This is a genomic window from Kluyvera intermedia (assembly GCF_034424175.1).
Taxonomy (GTDB): domain Bacteria; phylum Pseudomonadota; class Gammaproteobacteria; order Enterobacterales; family Enterobacteriaceae; genus Kluyvera; species Kluyvera intermedia.
In genome coordinates, this window is the sequence record NZ_CP139986.1 from 547959 (window position 1) to 565731 (window position 17773).

General features: G+C 53.9%; 15 protein-coding genes. 12 read left to right on the top strand and 3 right to left on the bottom strand.

The window, feature by feature from the left end:
- Positions 1-220 precede the first annotated feature (220 nt).
- The 7 genes from mreB to tldD all read left to right on the top strand — a co-directional run bounded on the left by mreB (position 221) and on the right by tldD (position 10394).
- Positions 221-1264 carry a rod shape-determining protein MreB gene (gene mreB / locus U0026_RS02620; protein WP_000913396.1) on the top strand — a complete coding sequence of 348 codons (1044 nt, stop codon included), beginning with the start codon at positions 221-223 and terminating at the stop codon, positions 1262-1264.
- Between the two features lie 68 nt (positions 1265-1332).
- On the top strand, positions 1333-2337 hold the full coding sequence (gene mreC / locus U0026_RS02625) for a rod shape-determining protein MreC (RefSeq protein ID WP_062774104.1): 1005 nt from the start codon (positions 1333-1335) through the stop codon (positions 2335-2337).
- Positions 2337-2825: a rod shape-determining protein MreD gene (gene mreD, locus U0026_RS02630; protein ID WP_062774106.1), complete on the top strand. Its 489-nt coding sequence runs from the start codon at positions 2337-2339 to the stop codon at positions 2823-2825. Before mreC ends, mreD begins: the two co-directional genes overlap by 1 nt.
- 7 nt (positions 2826-2832) lie before the next feature.
- A complete protein-coding gene (locus tag U0026_RS02635) occupies positions 2833-3426 on the top strand; it encodes a Maf family protein (RefSeq protein WP_062774108.1) in 594 nt (197 codons plus the stop codon).
- The gene (rng, locus tag U0026_RS02640; RefSeq protein WP_062774109.1) at positions 3416-4885 is read left to right on the top strand and encodes a ribonuclease G; all 1470 of its coding nucleotides are present in this window, start codon (positions 3416-3418) and stop codon (positions 4883-4885) included. The genes U0026_RS02635 and rng overlap by 11 nt, the downstream gene beginning before the upstream one ends.
- Before the next feature lie 31 nt (positions 4886-4916).
- A complete protein-coding gene (yhdP, locus tag U0026_RS02645) occupies positions 4917-8723 on the top strand; it encodes an AsmA2 domain-containing protein YhdP (RefSeq protein WP_062774111.1) in 3807 nt (1268 codons plus the stop codon).
- 225 nt (positions 8724-8948) lie between these two features.
- Positions 8949-10394 carry a metalloprotease TldD gene (tldD, locus tag U0026_RS02650; RefSeq protein WP_062774112.1) on the top strand — a complete coding sequence of 482 codons (1446 nt, stop codon included), beginning with the start codon at positions 8949-8951 and terminating at the stop codon, positions 10392-10394.
- Positions 10395-10446: 52 nt separating this feature from the next.
- Here the strand turns inward: tldD and U0026_RS02655 are convergent, their stop codons facing one another.
- Positions 10447-11061, bottom strand: a complete 615-nt coding sequence (locus U0026_RS02655) for a YagU family protein (RefSeq protein ID WP_062774114.1) — start codon at positions 11059-11061, stop codon at positions 10447-10449.
- A 224-nt stretch (positions 11062-11285) separates the two neighbouring features.
- Entirely contained in the window at positions 11286-12212 is a 927-nt protein-coding gene (aaeR, locus tag U0026_RS02660; protein WP_062774115.1) for an HTH-type transcriptional activator AaeR, read from the bottom strand.
- Between the two features lie 129 nt (positions 12213-12341).
- On the opposite strand from aaeR, the gene aaeX reads away from it, so the two are divergent.
- The 5 genes from aaeX to U0026_RS02685 all read left to right on the top strand — a co-directional run bounded on the left by aaeX (position 12342) and on the right by U0026_RS02685 (position 17368).
- Complete coding sequence (gene aaeX, locus U0026_RS02665) at positions 12342-12545, top strand: p-hydroxybenzoic acid efflux pump operon protein AaeX (protein ID WP_035891204.1); 204 nt, start codon at positions 12342-12344, stop codon at positions 12543-12545.
- Between the two features lie 7 nt (positions 12546-12552).
- Positions 12553-13485, top strand: a complete 933-nt coding sequence (gene aaeA, locus U0026_RS02670; RefSeq protein ID WP_062774117.1) for a p-hydroxybenzoic acid efflux pump subunit AaeA — start codon at positions 12553-12555, stop codon at positions 13483-13485.
- 5 nt (positions 13486-13490) lie between these two features.
- Entirely contained in the window at positions 13491-15458 is a 1968-nt protein-coding gene (gene aaeB, locus U0026_RS02675) for a p-hydroxybenzoic acid efflux pump subunit AaeB (RefSeq protein WP_062774118.1), read from the top strand.
- A 151-nt stretch (positions 15459-15609) separates the two neighbouring features.
- The gene (locus tag U0026_RS02680) at positions 15610-17064 is read left to right on the top strand and encodes an NAD-dependent succinate-semialdehyde dehydrogenase (protein WP_062774120.1); all 1455 of its coding nucleotides are present in this window, start codon (positions 15610-15612) and stop codon (positions 17062-17064) included.
- Between the two features lie 28 nt (positions 17065-17092).
- Positions 17093-17368, top strand: coding sequence for a barstar family protein (locus tag U0026_RS02685; protein ID WP_062774121.1), 276 nt, complete (start codon positions 17093-17095; stop codon positions 17366-17368).
- A 54-nt stretch (positions 17369-17422) separates the two neighbouring features.
- On the opposite strand, the gene yhcN-B is transcribed toward U0026_RS02685, so the two are convergent.
- Positions 17423-17689, bottom strand: a complete 267-nt coding sequence (gene yhcN-B, locus U0026_RS02690) for a DUF1471 family stress response protein YhcN-B (protein ID WP_062774123.1) — start codon at positions 17687-17689, stop codon at positions 17423-17425.
- Between the last annotated feature and the right edge of the window lie 84 nt (positions 17690-17773).

Below are 17773 nucleotides of genomic sequence, written 5' to 3' on the forward strand. Positions count from 1 at the left end.
GCATCACGCATGTAACGACCTTTGACAGGTACAAATCCAGGATGGAGCGGCAGTGAGTCTCCCTGCACTGAAGGAGTCAGGTTGGATTTGTAATAAAGGTAACGAACTGCACTAATTTTCACCGTTGCAGATGATTTTTGCGCCTTGTCGCTGCCACGTGTGGTTGGTAAAGTAAGCGGATTTTATTTTTCCGCCCCAGCTTTCAGGATTATCCCTTAGTATGTTGAAAAAATTTCGTGGCATGTTTTCCAATGACCTGTCCATTGACCTGGGTACCGCGAATACCCTGATTTACGTAAAAGGACAAGGCATCGTATTGAATGAGCCTTCCGTTGTCGCCATTCGTCAGGACCGTGCCGGTTCTCCGAAAAGCGTGGCTGCCGTTGGTCATGACGCCAAACAGATGCTGGGCCGTACACCGGGCAACATCGCGGCAATTCGTCCGATGAAAGACGGCGTTATCGCTGACTTCTTCGTCACCGAGAAAATGCTCCAGCACTTCATCAAACAGGTTCACAGCAACAGCTTTATGCGCCCAAGCCCGCGTGTACTGGTGTGTGTACCGGTTGGCGCAACTCAGGTTGAACGTCGTGCAATCCGTGAATCCGCTCAGGGTGCCGGTGCGCGTGAAGTGTTCCTGATCGAAGAGCCAATGGCTGCGGCAATCGGTGCGGGTCTGCCAGTTTCTGAAGCAACCGGTTCTATGGTTGTGGATATCGGTGGTGGTACCACTGAAGTGGCCGTTATCTCCCTGAACGGTGTGGTTTACTCCTCTTCCGTGCGTATCGGCGGCGACCGCTTCGATGAAGCCATCATTAATTATGTGCGTCGTAACTACGGCTCACTGATTGGTGAAGCGACTGCAGAACGAATCAAACACGAAATCGGCTCTGCTTATCCGGGCGACGAAGTGCGTGAAATCGAAGTGCGTGGTCGTAACCTGGCTGAAGGCGTTCCGCGTGGCTTTACGCTGAACTCCAACGAGATCCTCGAAGCGCTGCAGGAACCACTGACCGGCATCGTGAGTGCAGTCATGGTTGCACTGGAACAGTGTCCACCAGAGCTGGCTTCTGATATCTCCGAGCGCGGTATGGTGCTGACCGGCGGTGGTGCGCTGCTGCGTAACCTCGATCGTCTGTTAATGGAAGAAACCGGTATTCCAGTCGTTGTTGCTGAAGATCCGCTGACCTGCGTAGCGCGTGGCGGCGGCAAGGCGCTGGAAATGATCGACATGCACGGCGGCGACTTGTTTAGCGAAGAGTAGTCAGCATGAAGTTCAGGGTAGCCAACGGGCTACCCTTAATTTCACTGACACGAGAATACGCATAGCCTATGAAGCCCATTTTTAGCCGTGGCCCGTCGCTACAGATTCGCCTTATCCTGGCGGTGCTGGTGGCGCTGGGTGTCATTATCGCCGACAGTCGTCTGGGTATGTTCAGTCAAATTCGAACGTACATGGATACTGCCGTCAGTCCTTTCTACTTTATCTCTAATGGTCCTCGTGAATTGCTCGATAGCGTTTCTCAAACGCTGGCTTCACGCGATCAGCTTGAGCTTGAAAACCGCGCATTACGTCAGGAGTTACTGTTAAAAAACAGCGACCTGCTGATGCTCGGTCAATACAAACAGGAAAATGCCCGTTTACGTGAACTGTTAGGTTCACCGCTGCGCCAGGATGAACAAAAAATGGTGACGCAGGTGATCTCAACGGTTAACGACCCTTACAGTGACCAGATGGTTATTGACAAGGGTAGCGTGAACGGTGTCTATGAAGGTCAGCCGGTTATCAGTGACAAAGGCGTTGTCGGCCAGGTTGTTGCGGTAGCAAAACTGACCAGCCGGGTGCTGCTGATTTGCGATGCCACCCATGCGCTACCGATTCAGGTTTTACGTAACGATATCCGCGTCATTGCTGCTGGTAACGGCTGCACTGACGATCTGCAACTGGAACACCTGCCTGCCAATACCGACATTCGTGTCGGCGATGTGCTGGTGACTTCAGGTTTAGGCGGACGCTTCCCGGAAGGCTATCCGGTTGGCGTGGTTTCCTCCGTTAAGCTGGACACGCAGCGTGCGTACACGGTAATTCAGGCGCGTCCAACCGCGGGTCTGCAACGCTTGCGCTACCTGCTGTTGTTGTGGGGAGCAGACCGTAACGGCTCCAACCCAATGACGCCGGAAGAGGTGCACCGCGTGGCCAACGAACGTCTGATGCAGATGATGCCTCAGGTTCTGCCATCGCCTGAAACGATGGGCCCGCAACTGCCCGCACCGGCGACAGGTATCACCACACCGCCAGCGGTGACGACGCCACCACCTCCAGCAAGGGGGCAATAGTGGCAAGTTATCGCAGCCAGGGACGCTGGGTCATCTGGCTCTCGTTTCTTATTGCACTGCTGCTACAGGTCATGCCCTGGCCGGAAAACCTGACGGTTTTCCGGCCGAATTGGGTTCTGCTTATTCTGCTTTACTGGTCGCTGGCGCTGCCGCACCGTGTGAATGTAGGTACCGGCTTTGTGATGGGTGCCATACTGGACTTAATCAGTGGTTCAACGCTTGGCGTACGCGCGCTCTCGTTGAGCATCGTGGCCTATCTGGTGGCGCTCAAATATCAGCTGTTTCGTAACCTGGCGCTCTGGCAACAGGCGCTGGTGGTCATGATGCTTTCTCTCGCCACGGATATTATTGTTTTCTGGTCAGAGTTTTTAGTGATCAACGTCTCTTTCCGTCCGGAAGTGTTCTGGAGTAGTGTAGTTAATGGCGTGCTCTGGCCGTGGATCTTTCTTCTGATGCGTAAAGTTCGCCAGCAATTTGCCGTTCAATAAGGTCGTTATGGTATCTCTCTATCTTGCTTCAGGTTCTCCACGTCGCCAGGAACTTCTCACACAGCTCGGTATTTCGTTTGAGAAAGTGGTTCCCGGTATTGAAGAACTGCGCCGTCCTGATGAGTCGGCGCAGCACTATGTGGCACGACTGGCGCGAGAGAAAGCCCAGGCTGGCGTGGCGTTAACTCGCGACGATCTCCCTGTCCTGGGAGCCGATACCATTGTCATCCTTAACGGCGAAGTGCTGGAGAAACCGCGTGATGCTGCTCATGCAGCGGTCATGTTGCGTATGCTCTCTGGGAAGACCCACCAGGTGATGACCGCCGTCGCGCTGGCGGATAGCCAGCACACGCTCGACTGCCTGGTGGTGACCGAAGTCACTTTCCGGACGCTGTCAGATGATGACATCACAGACTATGTTTTGAGCGGCGAACCTTTAGATAAAGCAGGTGCATACGGTATTCAAGGGCTGGGTGGCTGTTTCGTCAGGAAGATAAATGGCAGCTATCACGCCGTAGTCGGCTTACCGCTGGTGGAAACGTATGAGTTGCTGAGTAACTTTAACTCGCTACGTGATAAAAGGGATAAACATGACGGCTGAACTATTAGTGAACGTGACGCCATCGGAAACGCGAGTGGCGTATATCGATGGCGGCATTTTGCAGGAAATTCATATTGAGCGTGAGGCGCGACGTGGAATAGTAGGCAATATCTACAAAGGTCGCGTCAGTCGGGTTTTACCGGGTATGCAGGCGGCTTTTGTAGATATTGGCCTCGATAAGGCGGCATTCCTCCATGCCTCCGACATTATGCCGCATACCGAATGTGTTGCCGGTGAAGAGCAAAAACAGTTCACCGTTCGCGATATCTCCGAATTGGTTCGTCAGGGCCAGGATCTGATGGTGCAGGTGGTCAAAGATCCTCTCGGCACGAAAGGTGCGCGTCTGACTACCGACATCACCTTACCATCCCGCTATCTGGTCTTTATGCCCGGCGCTTCGCACGTCGGTGTTTCCCAACGTATTGATAGTGAAGTCGAACGTGACCGTTTAAAGAAGGTCGTCGCTGACTACTGTGATGAGCAGGGCGGCTTTATTATACGTACCGCTGCTGAAGGGGTGTGCGAAGAGGATTTAGCCTCTGACGCCGCCTACCTGAAACGCGTCTGGACGAAAGTGATGGAGCGTAAAAAACGCCCGCAGACGCGTTACCAGATGTATGGTGAACTGGCGCTGGCGCAGCGTGTGCTACGTGATTTTGCCGATGCTAAGCTTGATAAAATCCGCGTCGACTCGCGCCTGACCTATGAAGCGCTGCTGGAATTTACCGCTGAGTACATTCCAGAGATGACCCGCAAGCTGGAACATTACAGCGGTCGCCAACCGATTTTCGACCTCTACGACGTGGAAAATGAAATCCAGCGGGCGCTGGAACGTAAGGTGGAACTGAAGTCCGGCGGCTACCTGATTATCGACCAGACCGAAGCGATGACCACCGTCGACATCAACACCGGGGCCTTTGTCGGTCACCGAAATCTTGATGACACCATTTTCAATACTAATATTGAAGCGACGCAGGCGATTGCGCGTCAGCTCCGTCTGCGCAATCTCGGCGGTATTATCATCATCGACTTTATCGATATGAGTAACGAAGATCACCGCCGCCGGGTGCTGCACTCTTTAGAGCAGGCGCTCAGTAAAGACCGGGTGAAAACCAGCGTCAATGGCTTCTCGCCGCTGGGCCTGGTGGAGATGACCCGTAAGCGGACGCGTGAAAGCGTCGAGCATGTGCTGTGCAATGAATGCCCGACCTGCCACGGCCGAGGGACGGTGAAAAGCGTTGAGACGGTATGCTACGAAATCATGCGTGAAATTGTCCGTGTTCATCACGCTTATGATTCCGATCGCTTCCTGGTGTATGCGTCACCTTCGGTTGCCGATACGCTGAAGGGGGAAGAGTCCCACGCGCTTGCGGAAGTGGAAATATTTGTCGGCAAGCAGGTTAAAGTCCAGATCGAACCGCTCTATAACCCGGAGCAGTTTGACGTGGTTATGATGTAAACGCAGCCTGCTGCAACCCAAGGAGAGATGCGTGAGGCGATTGCCGGGGATTTTACTGCTCACTGCTGCCACACTGATTGTGATCATCGCGCTGCTGGTGAGTGGCCTGCGTCTTGCCTTGCCGCATCTGGACGCCTGGCGCCCGACGCTATTGGGGAAAATTGAGGCGGCAACCGGGCTACCGGTGTCCGCTTCGCAGCTCAATGCCAGCTGGCAGACTTTCGGCCCGACGCTGGATGTACGTGATATTAAAGCCGGGCTGACCGATGGCGGTGAGCTGTCCATCAAACGCGCCTCAATGGCGCTGGATGTCTGGCAAAGTTTGCTTCATATGCGCTGGCAGTTCCGCGAACTGACCTTCTGGCAGCTGCAAATCCACACCAATACTCCACTGCAAAAAAACGACGGCGGCGAGAGTCTTAAAAGCGATCGCGTGGCCGATCTCTTCCTGCGCCAGTTCGATCACTTCACCCTCCGTGACAGCCACTTAAGTTTCCTGACCCTTTCAGGCCAGCGTGCTGAGCTGGCGATCCCGCAACTGACCTGGGTCAACGATAAAAACCGTCACCGCGCTGAAGGTGAACTGAGCCTTTCTAGCCTCACCGGTCAGCACGGGGTGATGAAAGTGCGTATGGACATGCGCGATGAAAATGGCCTGCTGAATAAGGGCCGTCTGTGGTTGCAGGCTGACGATATTGACGTCAAGCCGTGGCTGGGTCGCTGGATGCAGGACAATATTGCGCTGACCAGCGCTCGCTTTAGCCTCGAGGGCTGGGCATCGCTGGATAAAGGCGAAATCTCTGCCGGCGACGTCTGGCTTAAGAAAGGCGGCGCGAGCTGGCAGGGCGACAAGCAGGAACACCGTCTAACAGTTGATAACCTGACCGCGCACCTGTCGCGGGAAAAAGAAGGGTGGGAATTCCGTATTCCCGACACCCGTATCACCATTGACGATACCCCGTGGCCACGGGGTGCTTTGGCGCTGGCGTGGATCCCAGAACAGGAAGTGGGTGGGCCGAATAACCAACGTAGCGACGAGCTGCGTATCCGCGCCAGTCACCTGTCACTGGCCGGGTTGAACGGGCTGCTGCCGATCGCTGAAAACTTGTCGCCAGAGATGGCGGATATCTGGCGAACCACCCAGCCGACCGGCATGGTAGATGCGCTGGCGATTGATATCCCCTTACAAAATGCGAATAAAATCCGCTTTAACGCGAGCTGGGACGATCTGGCCTGGAAACAGTGGAAGCTGCTACCCGGGGCTGAGCATGTCTCCGGAAACGTCGCGGGCAGTGTCGAAAACGGTTCTCTGCATGTGGCGATGCAAAAAGCGCTCATGCCGTACGAACACGTCTTCCGCGCACCGCTGGAGATTGCCGACGGTGTGGCGACCCTCAATTGGGTGAATAACGACAAAGGCTTTATGCTTGACGGTCGCAATATCGACGTGCAGGCGACCGGCGTACGAGCGGCGGGCGGTTTCCGCTATCTGCAACCGAAAGATGACCAGCCGTGGCTTGGCATTCTGGCGGGGATCAGCACCAACGATGGCGGTCAGGCGTGGCGTTACTTCCCTGAAAATCTAATGGGGAAAGAGCTGGTGGATTACCTGAGCGGCGCGATACAAGCCGGTAAGGCCGAGAATGCGACGCTGGTTTATGGCGGCAACCCGCACCAGTTCCCGTATCCACATAATGAAGGGCAGTTCCAGGTCTATGTCCCACTAAAAGACGCGACCTTTGAGTTTCAGCCAGACTGGCCGGCCTTAACGCACCAGGACATTGATCTTAATTTTATCAACGCTGGTCTGTGGATGAAGGCAGATAAAGCCACGCTGGGCGGCGTGACCGCCACTCATCTTGACGCCTCGATTCCCGACTACGCCAAAGAGAAGCTGCTGATTAGCGCAGATATCAATGGGCCGGGTAACGCAGTTGGCCCGTATTTCAAAGAGACACCGCTCAGTAAGTCATTAGGCGCGACGCTCGACGAGCTACAGCTCGATGGCGACGTGAGTGCTCGCTTACATCTGGACATTCCGCTGGACGGAAAACTGGTTACCGCGACCGGGGATGTGGCGCTCGATAACAACAGTCTGTTTATCAAGCCGCTAGACAGTACCCTGCACAACCTTAAAGGCCGGTTCAGCTTTAACAATGGCAACCTGACCAGCGAGCCGATGACTGCGACCTGGTTTAACCAACCGCTTAACGTCAATTTCACCACCACTGAAGGGGCGAAAGCCTATCAGGTTGGCGTGGATATGCAGGCGGATTGGCAGCCTGCGCGCACCGGCGTGTTGCCAAAACAGCTTAGCGATGCGCTGAAAGGCAATGTACCGTGGAAAGGGAATGTTGCCATCGAACTGCCTTATAACGGTAGTGCGACCTATAAAGTGGGAATTACCGGTGACTTGAAAAATGTAAGCAGTCACTTACCTTCTCCAGCAGACAAAGCTGCTGGGGAGCCTTTGCCGCTGAAAATGAATGTCGACGGTAACCTACGCAGTTTCAATCTGACCGGGAATGTCGGTTCAACGAATCATCTCAACAGCCGCTGGCTATTGGGTAACAAGCTGAAGCTGGAGAACGCTATCTGGGCATCGGATAGCCGAACCATTCCACCGCTGCCGCCAACGCCAGGCGTGGAACTTAACCTCCCGCCGATGGATGGTGCACAGTGGTTGGCGCTGTTCCAGAAGGGGGCGGCGGATAGCGTCAGTACCGCTGCTGTTTTCCCGCAACATATCACCTTACGCACGCCATCGCTGACCTTTGCTGGTCAGCAGTGGAATAACCTGAGCCTTGTGTCACAGCCGACGGCGGGCGGTACTCGCGTAGAAGCGCAGGGGCGTGAAATTAACGCAAGCCTGACGATGAAAGACGCCACGCCATGGCAGGCAGCGGTGCGCTATCTCTACTATAACCCGTCGGTAAACCCGATAGCGGCGCCTGCAACGGTGACGGCAAAGAGCCAGCCGACGAGTAATCCGATAGATTTCCACGGCTGGCCGGATCTTCAGTTGCGCTGTGTTGAGTGCTGGTTGTGGGGACAGAAGTATGGGCGAATTGACGGCGATTTCAGCGTCAAAGGCGACACCTTATCGCTGGATAACGGTTTGATCGACACCGGGTTTGGACGGCTGACTGCCGATGGGGTCTGGGTGAACTCACCTGCGGGTCAGCGTACGTCGCTGAAGGGAAAAATTCACGGTAATAATATTGACGACGCGGTAGGTTTCTTTGGTGTTTCTACGCCGATTCGCGATTCTTCCGTTGATGTGGACTACGATTTACATTGGCGGGATAAACCGTGGCAACCGGACATTGCCTCGCTAAACGGTATTCTGAAAGCGCATGTTGGCAAAGGGCAGTTTACCGATATCTCGACTGGACATGCCGGGCAACTGCTGCGTCTTCTGAGTGTTGATGCGCTGCTGCGTAAGCTGCGCTTTGATTTTAGCGACACTTTTAGTGAAGGTTTCTACTTTGACTCCATCCGCAGTACCGCGTGGATCAAAGACGGTGTATTGAATACAGACGACACGTTGGTGGACGGCCTGGAGGCAGATATTGCCATGAAAGGCTCGGTCAACCTGGTGCGTCGTGAACTGAATATGGAAGCGATCGTAGCGCCTGAAATCTCGGCCACAGTGGGCGTCGCCACGGCCTTTGTGGTGAACCCGATCATTGGCGCGGCGGTCTTTGCGGCAACGAAGGTTCTGGGGCCGCTGTGGAACAAGGTGTCGATTCTGCGCTACCGCATCACCGGCCCGATTGATAAGCCGCAAATTAATGAAGTGCTGCGCCAGCCGCGTAGCAATGATAAAAAGCCATGATTTGACGCAAGCTTCGAATTGCCTCAATCTCATAACACTATACACAAAATCATTCAAGTTGCCTCAAGGCGGCAAGGGAGTGAATCCCCAGGAGCGTACATAAGTACGTGACTGGGGTGAATGAGCGCGGCCAACGCAGAAGCCACTTGAATGATGAAGTGTATAACACCCGGAATACAGGCCCGAAATGCGTAAGACGCGCGGGCATCAACGAGTAGCGAAATAATGAGTCTAAATCTGGTAAGTGAACAATTGCTGGCGGCAAATGGCCTGAATCATCAGGATCTTTTTGCCATTCTTGGTCAACTCACTGAGCGCCGTCTTGACTATGGCGATCTCTATTTTCAGTCCAGCTATCACGAATCCTGGGTTTTAGAAGACCGCATCATTAAAGATGGCTCTTACAATATCGACCAGGGCGTTGGGGTTCGCGCGGTGAGCGGCGAGAAAACCGGTTTTGCCTACGCCGATCAGATCAGCCTGCTGGCGCTGGAGCAAAGCGCGCAAGCCGCGCGTACGATTGTGCGTGATACCGGCAATGGCAAGGTGCAGACACTCGGCGCGGTAGAATACTCGCCGCTGTACACCACGCTTGACCCGCTGCAGAGCATGACTCGTGAAGAGAAGCTAGATATTCTGCGTCGCGTCGACAAAGTTGCCCGTACTGAAGACAAGCGGGTGCAGGAAGTGACCGCCAGCCTGACCGGCGTGTATGAGCTTATCCTGGTGGCTGCGACTGACGGTACGCTGGCGGCGGATGTTCGCCCACTGGTGCGCCTGTCGGTGAGCGTGCAGGTTGAAGATGATGGTAAACGTGAACGCGGCGCGAGCGGCGGCGGCGGTCGTTTTGGTTACGACTATTTCCTCGCTGACCTCGACGGTGAAGTTCGTGCCGATGCGTGGGCGAAAGAAGCCGTGCGCATGGCGCTGGTTAACCTGTCGGCGGTCGCGGCTCCAGCCGGAACGCTGCCGGTTGTGTTGGGCGCTGGCTGGCCGGGTGTACTGCTGCATGAAGCCGTTGGTCATGGTCTGGAAGGCGACTTTAACCGTCGTGGCACGTCAGTATTCAGCGGTCAGATGGGGCAGTTAGTTGCCTCCGAGCTGTGTACTATCGTTGATGACGGTACGATGACCGACCGTCGTGGATCCGTGGCGATTGACGATGAAGGCACGCCGGGTCAGTACAACACGCTTATCGAAAACGGCATCCTCAAAGGGTACATGCAAGACAAGCTCAACGCGCGTCTGATGGGTGTTGCGCCTACCGGTAACGGTCGTCGCGAATCCTACGCACACCTCCCGATGCCGCGCATGACCAACACCTATATGCTGGCGGGTAAATCAACGCCGCAGGAAATTATCGAATCCGTTGAGTATGGCCTGTATGCGCCGAACTTCGGCGGCGGTCAGGTGGATATCACCTCCGGTAAGTTCGTCTTCTCCACCTCAGAAGCTTACCTGATTGAAAACGGTAAGGTGACTAAAGCGGTAAAAGGCGCGACGTTGATAGGTTCCGGTATCGAAACCATGCAGCAGGTGTCGATGGTCGGTAATGACCTGAAGCTGGATAACGGCGTGGGCGTGTGTGGCAAAGAAGGTCAAAGCCTGCCGGTTGGCGTGGGTCAACCCACGCTGAAGGTGGATAATTTGACGGTGGGCGGCACGGCCTGACCTGAACTGTTTTGAAAGCGAATGGCGCACCTCTAAAAGGTGCGCCATTTTTTTATCGTGAATGGTCCAAAGGTATCTCAGGATCGGGTTCGTGAGTGATGCGGTTACGCAAGTCACGACGAATAATTTCAATAGACCAGAACCAAATCAGATGGCCCACGATTTCTGATACATGTTCGTACCATGGAAGTTCGAAGAGTGGGGGCGTCAGACCCATCAGAGGGAACGAGAGCATATGGACAAAAAGCTGAGCTAAAGCACCGGCGAACAAACCTTGCCAGAGTTTTATTTTAGGGAAAACTTCGGCGACTACACAATAGCCTAATGCGAACACGATTGAGAAAATAATATGTGTCACGCCGACCCAGTTAAATATATGTCCAGCGAATGTGTAAACGGTTGCATTAGGGTCAACGACACCCAGCCAATCACGTAAAAATACATAAGGTGGATTGAGGAAATTACGCGAACAATCAATTTGCCCTGCTGCCCGGATTAATTGTTCTGGCGCGCATGCACCGCTGAATAAATCGGTTGGGCTACGTGGAGGTAACGGAACTTCTGCTCCCCATTTCACAAAGGCGGAGACAATCCCGGCAATGAGCCCAATGAATGCGGCAAGTCCATAGCGCCTACGTGAAGGCGGTGTTTGTTCAAATAAGTTCATTCTGTGTCCTTGTTTTAAAGTGGCCTAAAAAATACCTTTATTATTTCTATTTTTAATAAAAAACTGTCTAAGTATCAGACAACGTAGAAGATAGTCTCGGAATGATAACCGTGTCAATTCGCTAAACATGATAGTCGTCCTGAATTACCATGGCGGAAATTCAGGAAATATTCATGTAAGACATGTCACTTGAGTTATTTAGTTTGGAAGGATGTGTTTTTGAATTACGGCTTTCCTCGCCCTCTCATTTCTTGAAACAATGCCGCCACTTCTACAAAATATTCAGTGAGATAGTTAATACAGACCTGGACCTTCAGCGGAAGTTTGTCCTTTTCGGTATACAGTGCGTACACAGGGCGCGGGTCGGATTGATAACGCGGTAATAAGATCTCCACCTCCCCTCGGTTGATCTCATCAATGGCCCACATCAGCGGCACGTAGGCGAGCCCAGCACCGGCGGATAGCCAACGGGTTAGCGTCATCGGATCGTTAGTCACAAAACGTCCTTGTGGGATGAGACGCGTGGAGATCCCTTCCGGAGCGATCAGTTCAAATTCGTTATCCGGGCGCACGCTGTATTCTAGCCATGAGTGGTTGGCTAAATCGGCCGGTTTTTCAGGAATCCCCGCATGCTGTAAATAACTTTTTGCCGCGCAGACCACCATCGGCATTGCGCCGATACGGCGTGAGAAAAGGCTGGAATCCTGCAACGCTCCTACGCGGATGACCACATCCAGACCATCGGCGATAAGATCCGGCGCTGGGATCCCGGTGACTAGGTTTATCGACAGGCCCGGGTATTTTTTCAACATATCGGCGGTGATCCGGGCGAGGACATTTTGTGCCATAGTTGAAGAACACCCCACGCGCAGGGTACCAATGGGGGTGTTGTTAAATGCGTAAAGCTGCTCATGCACTTCCTGTGCTTCGAAAAGCATGCGGCGGCAGCCCTGATAGTAAATTTTACCGGCTTCTGTCAGACCAATGCTGCGTGTACTGCGGTTAAGCAGTTTTACCTGGAGTTCATCTTCCAGTTTAGAGACAGTCTGGCTGATGGATGAAACGCTCATTTGTAGCTGTCGTGCCGCGGCGGTAAAGGAGCCTTGCTCAACAACTTTGGCAAATACCGACATCCGTTTTAATCGTTCCATTGTTCACTCTGGCTTAAAAGTGATTTGCATCACACTATGTAGATAAGGCTATAACAGTTACGCTAAAATACTGTTAGTTGCATAACTAAATTTCCAATCTCACCTGCATGCTAGTCTAGTAAGGTCAACATGAGCCTGTTTCCTGTGATCGTGATTTTCGGTCTCTCTTTCCCACCGATCTTTTTTGAGCTGCTTTTATCGCTCGCTATTTTTTGGCTGGTGCGTCGAGTGCTGACGCCAACCGGGATCTATGATTTTGTCTGGCATCCCGCGTTGTTCAACACTGCACTGTATTGCTGCCTGTTTTATTTGATATCACGTTTGTTTGTTTGAGGTAGATGTGAAAACACTAACAAGAAATATCTCCCGTACCGCTATTACGGTGATACTGGTCATCCTGGCGTTCATCGCAATTTTCCGCGCCTGGGTCTATTACACCGAATCCCCATGGACGCGCGATGCCCGCTTTAGCGCAGATGTCGTTGCCATTGCCCCGGATGTCTCGGGTCTGATTACCGAGGTGCAGGTAAAGGATAACCAACTGGTAGCGAAAAATCAGGTTCTGTTTGTGATTGACCAGCCACGTTATCAAAAAGCGCTCGCCGAAGCACAAGCTGATGTGTCGTACTACCAGGCGCTGGCTGAAGAGAAAAATCGTGAAGCCGGACGTCGTAACAAGCTGGGCATCAGCGCCATGTCGCGCGAAGAAATTGACCAGTCTAACAACGTGCTGCAAACCGTCTTACACCAGTTAGCGAAAGCCGAGGCGACGCGTGACCTCGCGCGTCTCGACCTTGACCGCACGGTAATTCGTGCACCTGCTGATGGTTGGGTGACGAACCTTAACGTCTACACCGGCGAATTTATTAACCGTGGTTCAACGGCGGTTGCGCTCGTCAAACAGCACTCCTTCTACGTGATGGCCTACCTGGAAGAGACCAAACTTGAAGGCGTACGTCCGGGCTATCGTGCGGAAGTCACGCCGCTGGGCAGCAATCATGTGCTCAAAGGCACCGTCGATAGCGTCGCGGCAGGCGTGACCAACGCCAGCAGCAGCGTCGATAGCAAAGGCATGGCGACCATCGACTCCAATCTGGAGTGGGTTCGTCTGGCGCAGCGCGTGCCGGTACGCATTCATCTCGATCAGGAACCAGGCAATTTGTGGCCTGCGGGCACCACCGCGACAGTGGTTATCACCGGTGCAAAAGATCGTGATGCCAGCCAGATGAGCTTCTTCCAGAAGCTGGCCCTACGCCTGCGTGAATTCGGTTAATCACCATGGGCATTTTCAGTATTGCCAACCAGCATATCCGCTTTGCCGTCAAACTGGCTTGCGCGGTGGTGCTGGCGCTGTTCGTCGGCTTCCATTTTCAGCTTGAAACGCCCCGTTGGGCGGTGCTGACCGCGGCTATCGTGGCGGCAGGCCCTGCGTTTGCGGCGGGGGGAGAACCCTACGCGGGGGCGATTCGCTATCGCGGGATGCTGCGTATTGTCGGGACGTTTATCGGCTGTATCGCTGCGCTGGTGATTATCATCACCATGATCCGCGCGCCGCTGCTGATGCTACTCGTCTGTAGCATCTGGGCCGGATTCTGTACCTGGATCTCTTCGCTCGTGCGCGTTGAGAACTCATACGCGTGGGGACTGTCCGGTTATACGGCGCTCATTATCGTCATTACTATTCAGGCAGAACCACTGCTGACGCCGCAGTTTGCGGTGGAGCGGTGCAGTGAGATCGTGTTGGGGATCATCTGCGCGATCGTTGCCGATCTGCTGTTCTCGCCGCGATCGATCAAAAAAGAGATCGACAACGAACTCGATGCGATGCTTATCGATCAATATCGCCTGATGCAGCTGTGTGTGCAGCATGGCAATAGCGATGAAATGGATAAAGCCTGGCATGCGCTGGTTCGCCGCACCACTGCGCTGGAAGGGATGCGCAGCAACCTCAAGATGGAATCTTCACGCTGGGCGCGTGCGAGCCGTCGCTTGAAGGCACTGAATACTGTGTCGTTGACCATGGTAACCCAGGCCTGTGAAACCTTCATTATGCAGAACTCGCGACCGGAGCTGGTGACGGATGCGTATCGTGAGCTGTTCGAAGAACCGGTCGAAACGGTGCAGGACGTACATCGACAACTGAAACGTATGCGCCGCGTGCTGGCGTGGACGGGGGAACATGATACGCCCGTCACCATCTACAGCTGGGTGGGAGCGGCGACGCGTTATCTGCTGCTCAAACGCGGGGTGATTGGCAATGCCAAAATCAGCGCCCGCGAAGAAGAGATCCTACAAAGCGAAGTGGTTGTGCGCCCGGACTCTGCCGAGCGTCATCATGCGATGATTAACTTCTGGCGTACCACGGTCTCGTGTGCGCTGGGGATCTTGTTCTGGCTGTGGACCGGCTGGACATCGGGTAGCGGCGCGATGGTGATGATAGCCGTCGTGACCTCACTGGCGATGCGCCTGCCGAATCCGCGCATGGTGGCGATCGACTTTATCTACGGAACAATTGCCGCGCTTCCGCTTGGCGCACTCTACTTCCTGGTGATCATCCCTGCTACCCAGCAAAGTATGCTGCTGTTGTGTATTAGCCTGGCGGCAATGTGTTTCTTTATTGGGATTGAGGTACAAAAACGCCGACTGGGCTCGATGGGGGCGCTAGCCAGTACCATCAACATCCTGGTGCTGGATAACCCGATGACCTTCCACTTCAGCCAGTTCCTCGATAGTGCATTAGGTCAGATTGTCGGCTGCTTCATGGCGTTCCTCGTCATTCTGCTTATCCGCGATAACTCACGGCTGCGCACGGGGCGCGTGCTCCTGAACCAGTTCGTGTTTGCAGCGGTATCGGCAATGACGACCAACATGGCGCGGCGTAAAGAAAACCATCTTCCAGGGCTCTATCAGCAACTCTTTTTGCTGTTGAACAAGTTCCCCGGTGATATTGCCAAGTTCCGCCTGGCGCTGACGCTGATTATCGCTCACCAACGCCTGCGTGATGCGCCCATACCGGTGAATGACGATCTCTCAGCCTTCCACCGCCAGCTTCGCCGCACCGCTGACCGGGTAATCTCTGCCAGCAATGATAATAAACGCCGCTACTACTTTACCCGCTTACTGGGCGAGTTAGAGGTGTATCAGCAGAAGCTTCGTACCTGGGATGCGCCAGCGCAAGTCACCGAGCCGGTTGAGCGACTGGTATTAATGCTGCATAAATACCAGAGTGCGCTCACCATTAATTAAGTTTTTATCCATTATGTAGCCCGGCCAAGCGCAGCGACGCCGGGTTAGCCACCACACATCCCCGATGTAAATGTCACTTTCAGCATTCTGGCAACTGTCCCCCTAAAAGCGATAGCTATACTTAAACTGAGACACTTTTCAGGAGGATGTAATGACAACGCTTGCACTGCATGACAACGATCTTTTTCAGACCGGTTATCTGGTTAATGGTGAATGGCGCAAGCTTGATACCACCTTTGACGTCCTCAACCCGGCAACGGGCGAGGTGGTAGCCAAAGTGGCTAAAGCCGGAAAAAAAGAGACGGAAGAGGCGATAGCGGCAGCCGCTAAGGCCTTTCCATTGTGGCGAGCGAAAACCGCGAAGGCACGCTCAGAGCTGCTTTATAGCTGGTACCAACTGATTATCGACAATAAAAGCTGGTTGGCGCGTCTGATGACCGAGGAGCAGGGCAAACCGCTGAAAGAAGCGGAAGGTGAAGTCGACTACGCGGCGAGTTTTATCCAGTGGTTTGCAGAGCAAGGCAAACGGGCAAACGGTGAAATTATCCCACCGGCCAAGCCCGGTTCACGCATTCTGGCCACACGCGAGCCCATTGGTGTGGTAGCGGCAATTACGCCATGGAACTTCCCGATGGCGATGCTGACCCGTAAGCTTGGCCCGGCGCTGGCCGCAGGCTGCACCGGGGTCATTAAACCCGCCAATAACACCCCATTATGCGCCTTCGCTCTGCTGGCCCTTGCGAAAAAAGCGGGGATCCCGGACGGCGTATTGAACGCCGTCGCCGGTAATACGTCAGAAATTAGCGATGCCATCATGGCAAGCCACGCAGTGCGTAAAATCTCTTTCACCGGTTCAACATCGGTAGGGAAAACGCTGGTACGCAACGCAGCAGAGACCATGAAGAAAGTCTCAATGGAACTTGGTGGTAATGCGCCGTATATCGTATTTGAGGATGCGGATATTGATGCCGCCGTGCAGGGGGCAATTGCCAACAAATTCCGTAATGCCGGACAGGTTTGCGTCAGCGTGAACCGTTTTTACATTCATGATGACGTGTATGATCGCTTTGTCAGCCAACTGGTGAGCGCTGTGAAAGCGCTGAAAGTGGGTAATGGACTGGATGACGGTGTCGTCGTCGGGCCGCTTATCGAAGCGTCAGCGGTGAAAAAAGTGCGCGAACACGTCGAAGATGCGATTGCAAAAGGCGCTGAAATCCTCGCGGGCGGTGAACCGCATAGCTTGGGTGGCAACTTCTGGCAACCGACGGTGCTGGGTGAGTGCCATGAGCAGATGCAACTGGCGCAAGAAGAGACCTTCGGCCCGCTGGCGGCCTGCTTCCGCTTTAGCGATGAAGAGGACGTTATTCAGCGTGCGAATAATACTCCATATGGTCTGGCCGCTTACTTCTACACGCAAAACCTGTCCCGCGTGTTCCGGGTCTCTCAAGCTTTAGAAAGCGGAATGATCGGCATTAACGAATGTGCGGTTTCCACTGAATTAGGGCCGTTTGGCGGCGTGAAAGAATCTGGCCTGGGCCGCGAAGGGTCGGTACTGGGGTTAGAAGAGTACCTTGAAGTCAAAACGCTGCACATTGGGGGGCTATAGACATATGGTATTGGAAGAGGGCGTGGAGATGAAAATCTATACTTTTGATTTTGACGAGATAGAGGATCAGGGGGATTTCTACCGTGAATTTGCCCGACTCTTTGCCCTCGAAGGTGAGCCGATCCGCGATCTGGATGCGCTTTGGGAGGTGGTTATTAGCCCGGAGATGCCGCTGCCGCTGGAGATTGAATTCATCCACCTTAATGATAAGCAGCGTCGACGCTATGGGGCGCTGATCTTGTTGTTTGATGAGGCAGAAGAAGAGCGGGAAGGGATGTTGCGCTTTAACGTTCAGCGCGGGTAAAAAAAAGCCCTCGCAAAAGGGCGAGGGCAAGTCGTCGGTCAAGACGACGAGGGTTTATTTGTACAACTCTGCGGTAGCGTGCCAGCTGTCGCCGGTACGTGCTTCAATAATGCGATAGCTGCTAGCGCCTTGTTTTTCAGCTTTTGCGGCTAACTCGCTACGCATGTCCATCGGAGTACTCCCTACCTGTGATAGAGAAATGGTACCCAGGGATTGTAGGTTTTGCGCCTGGTCGGCGTTAATTTGTTGTGCTGCGGCGTTTGCGCCGAAAGAGAGTACTGATGCCAGACCAAGGGATGCGATGATAATTGCTCTTTTCATACTCTTAACTCCTCACCTTATTGTGCAGCGGTGAGAGGACGTTTTTTCTAATTCCTGGACCGCTGTAGATATTTGATTGACTGA

Coding starts and splice junctions, on each gene's coding strand:
- mreB (WP_000913396.1), top strand. CDS start 221: ATGTTGAAAAAATTTCGTGGCATGTTTTCCAATGACCTGTCCATTGAC.
- mreC (WP_062774104.1), top strand. CDS start 1,333: ATGAAGCCCATTTTTAGCCGTGGCCCGTCGCTACAGATTCGCCTTATC.
- U0026_RS02635 (WP_062774108.1), top strand. CDS start 2,833: ATGGTATCTCTCTATCTTGCTTCAGGTTCTCCACGTCGCCAGGAACTT.
- rng (WP_062774109.1), top strand. CDS start 3,416: ATGACGGCTGAACTATTAGTGAACGTGACGCCATCGGAAACGCGAGTG.
- tldD (WP_062774112.1), top strand. CDS start 8,949: ATGAGTCTAAATCTGGTAAGTGAACAATTGCTGGCGGCAAATGGCCTG.
- U0026_RS02655 (WP_062774114.1), bottom strand. CDS start 11,061: ATGAACTTATTTGAACAAACACCGCCTTCACGTAGGCGCTATGGACTT.
- aaeR (WP_062774115.1), bottom strand. CDS start 12,212: ATGGAACGATTAAAACGGATGTCGGTATTTGCCAAAGTTGTTGAGCAA.
- aaeX (WP_035891204.1), top strand. CDS start 12,342: ATGAGCCTGTTTCCTGTGATCGTGATTTTCGGTCTCTCTTTCCCACCG.
- aaeB (WP_062774118.1), top strand. CDS start 13,491: ATGGGCATTTTCAGTATTGCCAACCAGCATATCCGCTTTGCCGTCAAA.
- U0026_RS02680 (WP_062774120.1), top strand. CDS start 15,610: ATGACAACGCTTGCACTGCATGACAACGATCTTTTTCAGACCGGTTAT.
- U0026_RS02685 (WP_062774121.1), top strand. CDS start 17,093: ATGAAAATCTATACTTTTGATTTTGACGAGATAGAGGATCAGGGGGAT.
- yhcN-B (WP_062774123.1), bottom strand. CDS start 17,689: ATGAAAAGAGCAATTATCATCGCATCCCTTGGTCTGGCATCAGTACTC.